Genomic DNA, 11826 nt, shown 5'->3' on the forward strand with positions numbered 1-11826 from the left:
TTCCCGCGCTCCGGCCCCACGGGACACCAGTTGTACCGACCGGACAGTCAATTGCCCCGGGAATGGCGGCGTTCGGCACGCCGCGCGTCATGGATCAGAGGGTGGAAGGAACCTTCGGGAGGGCCTGGGCGTCTATTCCGTAGAGCAAATGGGCAAGCGGTTTCACCGTGCGTCGGAGCACGTCTGCGTAACCGAAAGGGCACCCCCTGTGCACGTGCATCTGCGCATGCATACGCTCATGCATCTGCATTCGAACGCAGCTATGATCCGAGGCAGTTGACTACTGCACCATTCGGGGAGCTACCTGTGCACCAGGCGTACAACGGCATGGCGGCGGCAGAGCTTCGCGGCGTCGTGTGGCGCAAGAGCAGGCACAGCAACTCGCAGGGATCTTGTGTGGAGTTCGCAAAGCTGCCGGGCGGTGATGTGGCCGTGCGCAATTCACGCCACCCGGAAGGGCCGGCACTCGTTTACACGCCCGCGGAGATCGAGGCCATGCTCCTGGGCATCAAGGACGGCGAGTTCGACTACCTGGTGGCCGAGGCCTGAAGCTCCCATGGCGCATGCCGTCGCCCGGACGCCCTCCCGCCTCACCGCGCGGGGTGGGGCGGGAACGCCGCCGTCCGGACGGGCTGGAGCCGGAACAGGGCCCAGACCACCTTGCCGCTCAGTGTGCCCGCGAGCGGATGCCAGCCCCAGCTGTCGCTGAAGGAATCCACCAAGAACAGTCCACGGCCCGACTCGGCCGAGCAGTCGCCCGTGCCGTCGCCGGCCGCCGGGCTCTCCTCGCTGGGGTCGCGCACGGCGCACACCAGCCGGGTGGTCCAGCGCATCAGGTGCAGCCGTACGGGAGGGTCCTGCTCCTGGTGGCCGTTCGCGCAGGGATTCCTGTCGCCGCGCCCGCAGTCGTACCCGCGGTCGTACCCGCGGTCGTACCCGCGGTCGTGCCGGTCGTCCGCCGCGGTGGTTTCGGGAAGGGCGTGCCGCAGTGCGTTGGTGACGAGTTCGGAGACGACCAGTGAGACGTCGTCGAGCCGCTCCTCCAGCCCCCACTTGCACAGTGTCGCTCTGGTGAACTGCCGTGCCCCGCGCACCGCTTCGAAGCGTGCGGGAAGGGCGCAGGAAGCCGAGCTGGAGACGGCCGCCGGGTCGATGGGGGGCAGGCCTCGCCGTAAGGGCTCGAGCATGGTCGATCCATTCGTCCCCATGCGAGGCACTCCCGGGTATCGCGGCCGTGGCGGGCGGAGCGGTACTGCGTCAGCACTACGTCAATACGGATGGAACAGCAGGTGCGCGGGCACCATGGTTCCGAATGCGTTGGGCAGATGCAAGGGCAGATGCACGTGCACGCGCCGGACTTGAGTACAAGCGTGCCGTTTCTTGCTCATTTCTTCCTACGTCCACTTTAGTAGGCTTCCGCTTTCTGTAACCGTATGAGTACAGCGTGAAGCCTGTTAGTGGCAGACTGCCGCTGTTCCGGTTTCGGGGAGGGTTGGTGAAGTGACCGCAGGCGAGTCGAGCGGATCGGTGGTGCGGCGCATCCTGCTGGGCTCACAGCTCAGGCGGCTGCGCGAATCACGCGGCATCACGCGCGAAGCGGCCGGCTACTCGATCCGGGCGTCCGAATCGAAGATCAGCCGCATGGAGTTGGGAAGGGTGAGCTTCAAGGCCAGGGACGTCGAGGATCTGCTCACGCTCTACGGCGTCACGGAAGAGGCCGAGCGTTCCTCTCTGCTGAGCCTCGCGAAAGAGGCCAATCTCGCCGGCTGGTGGCACTCCTACGGGGACGTGCTGCCCAGTTGGTTCCAGACCTACGTCGGCCTCGAAGGCGCGGCCTCCGTCATCCGGATCTACGAAGTTCAGTTTGTGCACGGTCTGTTGCAGACCGAGGGGTACGCCCATGCCGTCGTCCGGCGCGGAATGCCGGGAGCGAGCCGGGCCGAGATCGACAAGCGGGTCGCTCTGCGCCTGGAGCGCCAGAAGGTCCTGGTGTCCGAACGCGCCCCGCAGTTCCATGCCGTGCTCGACGAGGCCGCGCTGCGCCGCCCCTACGGCGACCGCGAGGTCATGCGAGGTCAGTTGGAGCATCTGATCGAGATCTCCGAACGGCCCAACGTCACGCTCCAGGTGATGCCGTTCAGTTTCGGCGGTCACGCGGGCGAGTCCGGCGCGTTCACGATGCTGCGATTCCCGGAATCCGATCTTTCCGACATCGTCTATCTGGAACAGCTCACCGGCGCGCTGTATCTGGACAAGGGTGAGGAAGTGGCTCAGTACGAGCAGGTGATGGAGAAACTCCAGGCGGACAGCTCCGACCCGCAGCGCACCCGTGATTTGCTCCGAGGTCTCCTGCAACTGACCTGATACGACAGTACGATGACGTCCCATCAGGTGTATCAGGCTTTGGGCCTGTACGGCAGTTAGGGATGACATGTCCTTCTTCACCGATCTGGCCCACCAGTACATCGACGGGGAATGGCGGACCGGCGGCGGCTCTTGGGACATCATCGACTTCAATCCGTACAACGGTGAGAAGCTCGCCAGTGTCACCGTCGCCACCGTCGGCGAGGTCGACGAGGCGTACCGCGCTGCCGAGCGTGCCCAGAGGGCCTGGGCGGGGACCAATCCGTACACCAGGCGGCTCGTCTTCGAGCGCGCCCTGCGGATCACGGAGGACCGCGAGGACGAGATCGTCGACGCGATCACCGACGAACTCGGCGGCACCCGGCTGAAGGCCCAGTACGAAATCCACCTCGCGAAGGAGTTCCTGCGCGAGGCGATCCAGCTGGCGCTCTATCCCGAGGGCCGTATCCTCCCCTCGCCCGTCGACGGCAAGGAGAACCGCGTCTACCGCGTGCCGGTCGGCGTCATAGGCGTCATCAGCCCGTTCAACTTCCCCTTCCTGCTGGGCATGAAGTCCATCGCCGCGGCCCTCGCCCTCGGCAACGCCGTTGTCGTCAAGCCCAACCAGAACAGCCCGGTCACCGGAGGCGGGCTGATCGCGAAGGTCTTCGAGGACGCGGGGCTGCCGGCCGGGCTCCTCAACGTCATCGTCACCGACATCGCCGAGATCGGCGACGCGCTGCTGGTGCACCCCGTGCCGAAGGTCATCTCCTTCGCCGGCTCCGACCGGGTCGGCCGGCACGTCGCCTCCGTCACCGCGAGCCGTTTCAAGCGGGCCGTGCTCGAACTGAGCGGCAACAGCGCCCTGGTGGTGCTGGACGACGCCGACATCGACTACGCCGTGGACGCGGCGGTCTTCAGCCGGTACGTCTTCCAGGGGCAGTGCTGCATGGCGGCCAACCGGCTGCTGGTGGACCGCAGTGTCGAGCGGGAGTTCACCGAGAAGTTCACCAGCAGGGTCCGGGCGCTCAAGACCGGTGACCCGCGCGAGGCCGACACCCATATCGGCCCCGTCATCAGCGAGTTCCAGGCGGAGGCGCTGACCGGACTGGTCGACCAGGCCGTGGCGGAGGGCGCCGAGGCGCTCGTGCGGGGCCGGACCATCGGCAACCTCGTGGAGCCGACGGTGCTGGCCGGGCTGCCCTTCGACTCCCCGCTCATGTCGCAGGAGATCTTCGGGCCGGTGGCGCTGCTGAACTCCTTCGACGGCGAGGAGGAGGCGGTCCGGATCGCCAACGAGAGTCCGTACGGGCTGAGCGGGGCGGTCCACACGGGCAACGTGGAGCGGGGCGTGAGCTTCGCCCGCCGCATCGAGACCGGAATGTTCCACGTCAACGACGGCACGGTGCACGACGAGCCACTGGTGGCGTTCGGCGGCGAGAAGTTCTCCGGGATGGGGCGGCTGAACGGCGCCTCGACGGTGGAGGCGTTCACCACGCAGAAGTGGATCTCGGTGCAGCACAGCCGCAGTCACTTCCCGTTCTGAGCCGCGCGCCCGCCGACCCGCCGACGGACCCCGGCCCGCTGATCCGCCCTCCTTCCCCTGCGGCCGGCCCGGCCGGGTTGCCGCGCTTTCTCCACACCTTCGGTCCACACCCTGTGGATTGAGGACGGAAACTGACCGGAGTGCCGCGTAGCGTCGTACGTACGAAGTCGGAAGCAAGCGGTATTCGTACGGCGAAAGGCGGCCCGTCATGGTCACCCACGTGAACGCAGAAGCCCCCGGCGACGAGCGCGGTGCGCTGCTCGCCTTCCTGGAGTCCGAGCGCGGCGGCATCCGCCGTGCCCTGCTCGGCCTGACGGAGGAGCAGGCGGCGCGCAGGCCCAGCGCGAGCGAGCTGTCGCTGTCCGGCCTGGCCAAGCACGTCGCGGAGGTCGAGCAGAGCTGGATCGCCCGCGCGAGGCGCCAGGCCCCGGCCGTCGAGCGGGACGAGTCGAACTGGGAGGAGTGCTTCCGCCTCGTCGAGGGCGAGACGGTCGCAGGCGTGCTCGCGTACTGGGAGAAGGTCGCCCGGGAGACCGAGGAGTTCATCCGCTCGGCGCCCACCCTCGACGAGACCTTCCCGCTGCCCGAGGCCCCCTGGTTCCCGAAGGGGGAGGTCTCGCTGCGCTGGGTGCTGCTGCATCTGATCAGGGAGGTCTCCCGGCACGCCGGACACGCGGACATCATCCGGGAGTCGCTGGACGGCAAAACGGCCTTCGAGCTGGTCGACGAGGAGTCGGCCGCCGTGCCGGACTGAGTGCGCGACCGCATAACCTGGGCGCATGTCAGCGATCCGCCTCCTGGTGCTCGGTGCGGTCCGCCAGCACGGCCGCGCGCACGGCTACCAGGTCCGCAACGACCTGGAGTACTGGGGCGCCCACGAGTGGTCCAACGCCAAGCCCGGCTCGATCTACCACGCCCTCAAGCAGATGGCCAAGCAGGGCGTGCTGCTGGCCCACGAGGTCGCGCCGAGCACGGCGGGGGGGCCGCCGCGCACCGAGTACGAGCTGACGCGGGCGGGGCACGAGGAGTTCTTCAGGCTGCTGCGCGAGGCCCTGGTCTCGTACGACCAGAAGATGGACGTCCTCTCGGCGGCCATCGGGTTCATCGTCGACCTGCCCCGCGCCGAGGCCGTCCAGCTGCTGCGGGACCGCCTGGCGAGGCTGGCGGAGTGGCGCAGGGCGGTGACGGAGTACTACGTGCCGGAGGAGGGCCCGGCCCAGCTCGGCCACATCGGCGAGATCATGAACATGTGGGTGCACTCGGCGGACGCCGAGGAGGACTGGACCCGCGGTCTGATCGGACGCATCGAGGCCGGGGCCTACACCTTCGCCGGGGAGGGCGAGCCCTTCGTCGGCGTCCTGGCGGAGGGCCAGGAGAACCCATACGCGACGGGCCGGAGCCATCCGCAGGACTTCCGCTGAGGTCCTCTCCAGCGTCTCCACCCCCCGGCAACATGCCCGGATGGCTGGCAGCTGAGCCCCGCCGTGCGGCGGGCCCGTCCCGGTCAGGCCTCGACCAGGCCGCGCAGGTCGATCTCGACCGGGAAGGGCTCGTCCACGGCGAGCTTGGCCGTGTGGACCTTTCGTGCGGTGGCGGGCACGTAGACGGCGGCCTCCTCGTCCAGCCAGAACTCGTGGACCTCGGGGAGGCCCTCCTCGCTCCGCTCGACGCGCCAGAAGTTCTCGATGCCCGCCGCCGCGTACAGGCCCGGCTTCAGGATGCGGTCCTCCGAGCGGGAGCCGGGGGAGACCACCTCGATGGCGAGGGCGACCTTCTCCGCCGGGATGCAGTCCAGCGTCTGGACATCGAGGCCGCGTTTGTCGAAGACCACGACGTCGGGCCTCGGGGCGTTGCGCTCGTCGAGTTTGATCCAGCGCTCGGTGTTGACGGCGAAGGGCTCACGCCTGGCACTCCTGAGCCGGTAGTACAACTCGTCCCGCACCAGGTCGTGCCACCACTTGGTCGCTCCACGTACCACGATCTTCCCGCCCAGCAGTTCCCATGCGTACGGCAGGACCAGTTCCCTGACCTGGTCGTACGTCCAGCCGTCCTCCGGCGGGTACATCCAGTTGTCCGGGGTGGCCGGGCCCGTGGACTCGGTGAGGTGTTCCTGTGCCTCTGCGACCATGACTGCTCCCATGGACAAGATGGTGGAGTGCGTATGGGAAGGACGTACCAGTTCGACCGTACCTTCACTCCCGCGAGTGAGGAGGAGTCGTTCCGCCGTCCGCCCGCCGACCCGGCAGGGGGCCGGACGCCGGGCGGGGCGCTCAGTGGTGGAACGCCGTCGCCCCGGCCAGGTCCTTGCTCAACGGCTCGCTCTGGCGGCGCAGTTCGGGCAGCAGCAGGCGCAGGTCCTCGAGGAGGAGGTCGGCGAGGTCGGCGGAGAAGCCGTTGCGGCAGACCACGCGCAGCACGGAGAGGTCCCGGCGGTTCTCGGGGAAGGTGTAGGCGGGGACCAGCCAGCCCCTCTCGCGCAGGCGCCGGGAGACGTCGAAGACGTCGTAGCCGGTGATCCCGGGCCGGGTGGTGAAGGCGAAGACGGGCAACTCGTCGCCCCGGGTCAGCAGCCGGAAGTCGCCCATGGCCCCGATCTCGCCGGCGAGGCGCGTCGCGATGTCCCGGGACGCCTGCTGGACCACGCGGTAGCCCTCGCGGCCGAGACGGCAGAAGGTGTAGTACTGCGCGACGACCTGCGCCCCCGGGCGGGAGAAGTTCAGCGCGAAGGTCGGCATGTCGCCGCCCAGGTAGTTCACCCGGAACACCAGCTCCTCGGGCAGCTCGGCCTGCGAGCGCCACAGGGCCCAGCCCACGCCCGGGTAGACCAGTCCGTACTTGTGGCCCGAGGTGTTGACCGAGGAGACCCGCGGCAGCCGGAAGTCCCACACCAGGTCCTCGTCGAGGAAGGGCGCCACCATGGCGCCCGAGGCGCCGTCGACGTGGACCGGGATGTCGAGGCCAGTGCGTTTCTGGAGGGCGTCCAGGGCCGCGCACACCTCCGCCACGGGCTCGTACGAGCCGTCGAAGGTGGAGCCGAGGACGGCCACGACGCCGATGGTGTTCTCGTCGCACAGCCCTGCCGCCGCCTCCGGGTCGATGTGGAAGCGGTCGCCCTCCATGGGCACCTGCCGCGCCTCGACCTCCCAGAAGTTGCAGAACTTGTCCCAGCAGACCTGCACATTGACGCCCATGACCAGGTTGGGCCGGGCCCCGGCCGAGGGGTAGCGGTCCGCGTTGCGCTTCGCCCAGCGGCGCTTCAGGGCCATCCCGGCGAGCATGCATGCCTCGCTCGACCCCGTTGTGGAGCAGCCGACGGCGGCGGCGGGGTCGGGCGCGTTCCAGAGGTCGGCGAGCATGGCGACACAGCGGCGCTCCAGTTCCGCCGTCCGGGGGTACTCGTCCTTGTCGATCATGTTCTTGTCGCGGCACTCGGCCATCAGCTCGGCGGCCTGCGGCTCCATCCAGGTGGTGACGAAGGTGGCCAGGTTGAGCCGGGAGTTGCCGTCCAGCATCAGCTCGTCGTGCACCAGCTGCCGCGCCGTGGCGGGCGGCAGCGGCCCGTCCGGGAGCCGGTGGGCGGGCGGGGCGAGCTCCATGCCGCCCAGCGGATCGGCCACGCCGTGGAACGGGTTCACGGCGAGCCGGCGCCTGGCCCTGTCGCGGTCCTTGTCCTGGGGTTCGTTCTCCCCGTGGTGCAGTGGCATGCCTTCGACGTTAGGACGGGGCGGCCGGGCTTGCACCTCACGCCGCGTGAGGGTTCATCGTGAGGGGCGTACCGAGGAAGGAGCGGGGACGATGGGCTACTCCGTGGGACAGGTCGCCGGTTTCGCGCGCGTCACCGTGCGGACGCTGCACCACTACGACGGGATCGGGCTGCTCGTACCGGGCGGACGCAGCGGGGCAGGCCACCGCCGGTACACCGACGCGGACCTCGACCGGCTGCAGCAGATCCTGTTCTACCGGGAGCTCGGCTTTCCGCTCGACGAGATCGCGACTCTCCTCGACGATCCGGACGCCGACCCGCAGGAGCACCTGCGGCGCCGGCACGAGCTGCTGACCGGACGGATCGCCGGGCTCCAGGAGATGGCCGCGGCCGTCAGGACAGCGATGGAGGCACGCAGGATGGGCATCAACCTCACGCCGGAGGAGAAGTTCGAGGTCTTCGGGGACTTCGACCCCGAGGAGCACGCGCAGGAGGCCGGGCAGCGCTGGGGCGGCACCGACGCCTACCGGCAGTCGCAGCGCAGGACCGCCTCCTACACCAAGGAGGACTGGCTGCGGATCAAGGCGGAGCAGGAGGACTGGAACCGCCGCTTCGCCGCCGTGATGGACTCCGGCGCGGGACCGGAGTCCGAGGCGGCCATGGACCTCGCCGAGGAGCACCGGCGGCAGATCGGCCGCAATTTCTACGAGTGCGGGTACGAGATCCACAGGGGCCTGGCCGAGATGTACGTCGCGGACCCGCGGTTCACCGCGACGTACGAGGAGATCAAGCCGGGGATGGCCGCGTTCCTGAGGAACGCCGTCCTCGCCAACGCCGTCCGCCACGACGCCTGATCCGCCGGTCCGCCGCGGCGCCCGGTCCGTCGCACCGCCCGCACCACCCGGTCCCGGTCCTCAGCACCGCCCGGGCCGACGGCGCCGCGGGAGGACGTCAGGCGCCGTCGCCCGGGGCCAGGCAGCGGTGGGCCAGGGTCAGTGTGCGCTCCAGGACGGCGTCGACCGGGGTGCCGCGCTCCACCGCGGCCATGGCGCCCTGCAGCAGCCCGCCGAGCAGGTCGGCGGTGAGCCCGGGATCCGGCACCCCCGCGTCCCGCACCGCCGCGCGGAAGGGGGCGATCTGCTCCCGGTGCAGCTCCATGAGCCGTTCCCGGCAGCTCGGGTGCAGGTCGGCCGCCATCAGGGCGGCGGCCGGCCGGTGCGCCCCCTCGGCGGCGAGGCGGAGCGTCGTGGTCAGGTAGGAGTCGATGCGCTCCAGCGGGGTCCTCGCGTCCTCCATGGCCTCTTCCAGCGCCTTGTTGGCGCGCGGGAAGGCCTCCTCGACGATCGTGGCCAGCAGGACCGCCACCGAGTCGAAGTACTGGTAGACGCTGGACCGGGCGAGGCCCGCGCGGGCGCCGACCGCCGCCGGGGTGACGGCGGCCGCGCCCTCGGTCACCAGGATGTCCACGGCGGCCTCGATCAGTGCCTCGCGCTGGCGGGCTCGGTGCTCGGCGACGGTGGCGGCGCTGATCTTGGGCATTGCGCGGTGGGCTCCGTAGCGGCGATGCGGGGCCGCGGACGCGGGGGCGACGCGGCGGACGGTCAGGTCAGGCGGCCGTCGAGCATCTCGTGCACCCGGTCCGCGGTGTCCAGTATCGCCGTGTCGTGGGTGACCATCACCGTCGCCGTCCCCTGCTGGTGCGTCTGCTCGGCGAGCAGACGCACCGCCTCGGTGGAACGGACCCGGTCCAGGGCGGAGGTGGGCTCGTCCACCAGCAGCACCGCGGGCGAGGTCATCAGGGCACGTGCGAGACCGGCACGCTGGCGCTCGCCGCCGGACAGCTGGTGCGGCCGGGCCCCGGCCCGGTGGCCGAGGGCGACCGACTCGATGAGTTCGTCGGCGCGCCTCCTGGCCGCCGCGTCGAGGCGGCCGTCGATGTGCATGGGCAGCAGCAGCTGCTCACGGACCGTCAGGGAGGCCAGCAGATTGGACTGCTGGAAGACGAAGCCGATGTGGCGCCTGCGGGCGGCGGTGCGCTCCCGGTCCTTCAGCGCGGTCAGTTCGGTGCCGGCCACGGTCACCGTGCCCGACGTGGGCCGCTGAAGACCGCCGGCCACGGCGAGCAGGCTGGACTTGCCGGCGCCCGACGGGCCGACGACGGCGACGAACTCGCCCGGCGCGACGGTCAGGTCGATGCCGTCGAGCGCGGTGACGGCGGTGTCGCCGTCGCCGAGGACGAGGCCGACGCCGGCCAGCCGCAGTCCGGCGGCTCCTTCGCCGTTCCGCTCCTCCCGCGACTGCTGCGGCCGCCGCTGCGGTGAACTGGTGGCGGACATGGTCATCGGTTGGCTCCCAGCGCGGTCAGGGGGTCTACGGCGGTGATACGGCGGATGGCGACGACGGCGCCGGCGATGCCCAGGCCGATCAGCAGCCCGGAGGCGGTGGCGACGGCGGTGGCGGACAGGGTGAAGGGAGCCTTGCCGATCATGGCGCTGCCCAGGGCGAGGCCGATCGCGGTCCCCAGCGCGGTGGCGCCCACGAGGATCGCGACGACCTGGGCCAGCGCGTCCCTGAGGATGTAACCGGTCGGTGCGCCGAGTGCCTTCAGCAGGGCGATCTCGGCCTTGCGCTGCACGGTCCAGACCGTGAAGAAGGCGCCGACGACGAGGGCGGAGATGGCGTACAGGAAGCCCTGGATGAGCGCCATGGTGCTGGACTCGGCGAGGTAGCCGGGCGAGGCGCCGTACGTCGTCTCCTTGTCCTCCGCGCGGGTGCCGGTGGCCTTCTCGACGGCTGAGGTGTCGGTGCCGGACTCCAGGGTCAGGGCGACTGCGGTGGCCTGCTTCCGGGCGGAGGCGGGCAGTTCGCCGGGGAGGCCGTAGTGCAGGTGCCGCCAGGTGTCCAGGCCGGCGTAGACGACGCCGATGTGGCCGTAGGAGACGGTCTCGTCGACGATGCCGGTGACCGTCAGTTCCACCTCGCTCTTGTCGGCGGTGAGCACGTCACCGATCCGGACGCCCTCGTCGGCGATCTCCTGGCTGATGAGGATTCCGTTGCCGTTCTCCTTCAGCCCGTCGCCGTGGTCGGGGTCGGGCGCGAGGGAGGAGTCGTGCTCCATGCCGAAGACCGCGAGGTTGACCGATGCCCCCTTCTTCGCGCCCCGCGTGACCTCGGCGTTGGCCAGCGTGTTGCCGAACGGCTCGGCCTTCTCGACGCCGGGGGCGGCGGCCCAGGCCTTCCAGTCCTCCTCCTCGACGGTCGAGCGGGAGAACTGCTCGCTGGTCGCCTTCTCGTCGAAGGCCATGTGGGTGTTGGGCAGGGCGCGCAGGCCCGATATGCCGGCGTCGGCCAGACCGGACGCGAGGCCGGAGAGCAGCACGCCGAGCACGGCGATGAGCGCGACGACGGCGCCCATCAGCGCGAAGCGGCCGCGGGCGAACCGGAGGTCGCGTAGAGCGAGGAACACGGGGGACTCCCGGGGAACGAGGCAGGGGGAGGATGCGGCGGTCGGCGGCGGCACGGAGCGGGGAAGCCCGAGGGGCTTTGCCGAATCTTGACGACGCCGGTGTCGGTATCATAGCCAAGTTTCCCGACACCCCTGTCGGCACCCTCCTCCCGCCCGAACCGCCTCCGGCCTTCTGGCGGCCCGGGTCCTCCGGCACCCGGGCATCGCTCGCACCGGCCGTCGGCCCGGCACCCGTCCCGGGCACCGGACCCGGACCCCGGTCCGCCCTCCGGCCCGGCACCGGCGGCAACGGCCTCCGGTCGGCCGCTCCGGCTCCCGGGCCGGCCCGGTTCTCCGGCGAGCCGGCTCCGGTCTCCGGCGAGCCGTAGTCCGAGGCGTGGGCGCCTGTCAGTCGCGGGCCACCGGCCGTGCCGGGGCACCGGCACCGGCGGTCGGCCCGGCACCCACCGCGGGCTCCCGAAAGACCGGCCCTCGGCCCCCCGGCCATCCCGGACCCCGGTCCCTGCCCTTCGGCCTTCGGCCGGCCTGGCTCCTGCCGCCGGGACAGCTCCGGTCTCCGGCGAGCCGTAGTCCGAGGCGTGGGCGCCTGTCAGTCGCGGGCCACCGCCCGGTGCCGGGGCACCGGCACCGGGCGGCCGAAGGCCACCGGCGGCGGTCTCCGGGGCGCCGGCCGGGCGTCCGCTGCCCACGGCGGTGCTCCTCCGGGAGGCCGGTGGAACCGGAGGGCCCCCGTGGGCGTTGATAGCTTTGGGCAGACCTCTCAATGGG

The 11826-nt window shown here is 70.6% G+C and carries 12 protein-coding genes; 6 read left to right on the forward strand and 6 right to left on the reverse strand.

The genetic code is table 11. From position 1 onward, the window contains the following. Positions 1–306: 306 nt before the first annotated feature. Positions 307–549 (forward strand): DUF397 domain-containing protein, encoded by a 243-nt coding sequence (locus GUY61_RS26700; RefSeq protein WP_166632801.1) that lies wholly within the window; start codon positions 307–309, stop codon positions 547–549. Between the two features lie 41 nt (positions 550–590). Here the strand turns inward: GUY61_RS26700 and GUY61_RS26705 are convergent, their stop codons facing one another. Further along, positions 591–1208, reverse strand: a complete 618-nt coding sequence (locus tag GUY61_RS26705; RefSeq protein ID WP_166632802.1) for an ATP-binding protein — start codon at positions 1206–1208, stop codon at positions 591–593. Positions 1209–1500: 292 nt separating this feature from the next. On the opposite strand from GUY61_RS26705, the gene GUY61_RS26710 reads away from it, so the two are divergent. The 4 genes from GUY61_RS26710 (at position 1501) to GUY61_RS26725 (ending at position 5310) form a co-directional block, all read left to right on the forward strand. Continuing rightward, entirely contained in the window at positions 1501–2364 is an 864-nt protein-coding gene (locus GUY61_RS26710) for a helix-turn-helix transcriptional regulator (RefSeq protein ID WP_166632803.1), read from the forward strand. 67 nt (positions 2365–2431) lie between these two features. After that, complete coding sequence (locus GUY61_RS26715; protein ID WP_166632804.1) at positions 2432–3889, forward strand: aldehyde dehydrogenase family protein; 1458 nt, start codon at positions 2432–2434, stop codon at positions 3887–3889. Between the two features lie 208 nt (positions 3890–4097). Next, positions 4098–4643 carry a DinB family protein gene (locus GUY61_RS26720; protein WP_166632805.1) on the forward strand — a complete coding sequence of 182 codons (546 nt, stop codon included), beginning with the start codon at positions 4098–4100 and terminating at the stop codon, positions 4641–4643. Between the two features lie 25 nt (positions 4644–4668). Then, positions 4669–5310 carry a PadR family transcriptional regulator gene (locus GUY61_RS26725; protein WP_166632806.1) on the forward strand — a complete coding sequence of 214 codons (642 nt, stop codon included), beginning with the start codon at positions 4669–4671 and terminating at the stop codon, positions 5308–5310. Positions 5311–5393: 83 nt separating this feature from the next. Here GUY61_RS26725 and GUY61_RS26730 read toward each other — a convergent pair whose 3' ends face one another. Together GUY61_RS26730 and GUY61_RS26735 are read right to left on the reverse strand one after the other, a co-directional pair. Next, positions 5394–6029: a Uma2 family endonuclease gene (locus GUY61_RS26730; protein WP_243766772.1), complete on the reverse strand. Its 636-nt coding sequence runs from the start codon at positions 6027–6029 to the stop codon at positions 5394–5396. Positions 6030–6159: 130 nt separating this feature from the next. Then, positions 6160–7593 (reverse strand): glutamate decarboxylase, encoded by a 1434-nt coding sequence (locus GUY61_RS26735; protein WP_166632807.1) that lies wholly within the window; start codon positions 7591–7593, stop codon positions 6160–6162. Between the two features lie 91 nt (positions 7594–7684). On the opposite strand from GUY61_RS26735, the gene GUY61_RS26740 reads away from it, so the two are divergent. Then, complete coding sequence (locus GUY61_RS26740; protein WP_166632808.1) at positions 7685–8446, forward strand: MerR family transcriptional regulator; 762 nt, start codon at positions 7685–7687, stop codon at positions 8444–8446. 97 nt (positions 8447–8543) lie between these two features. On the opposite strand, the gene GUY61_RS26745 is transcribed toward GUY61_RS26740, so the two are convergent. From GUY61_RS26745 to GUY61_RS26755, 3 genes are all read right to left on the reverse strand, one after another. After that, positions 8544–9131: a TetR/AcrR family transcriptional regulator gene (locus tag GUY61_RS26745; protein ID WP_166632809.1), complete on the reverse strand. Its 588-nt coding sequence runs from the start codon at positions 9129–9131 to the stop codon at positions 8544–8546. Positions 9132–9193: 62 nt separating this feature from the next. Beyond that, positions 9194–9934 carry an ABC transporter ATP-binding protein gene (locus GUY61_RS26750; RefSeq protein WP_243766773.1) on the reverse strand — a complete coding sequence of 247 codons (741 nt, stop codon included), beginning with the start codon at positions 9932–9934 and terminating at the stop codon, positions 9194–9196. Next, entirely contained in the window at positions 9931–11058 is a 1128-nt protein-coding gene (locus GUY61_RS26755) for an ABC transporter permease (protein WP_166632810.1), read from the reverse strand. The genes GUY61_RS26750 and GUY61_RS26755 overlap by 4 nt, the downstream gene beginning before the upstream one ends. Positions 11059–11826 lie beyond the last annotated feature (768 nt).

Origin of the sequence: Streptomyces sp. GC420, assembly GCF_009916105.1 — a bacterium.
Classification (GTDB): domain Bacteria; phylum Actinomycetota; class Actinomycetes; order Streptomycetales; family Streptomycetaceae; genus Streptomyces.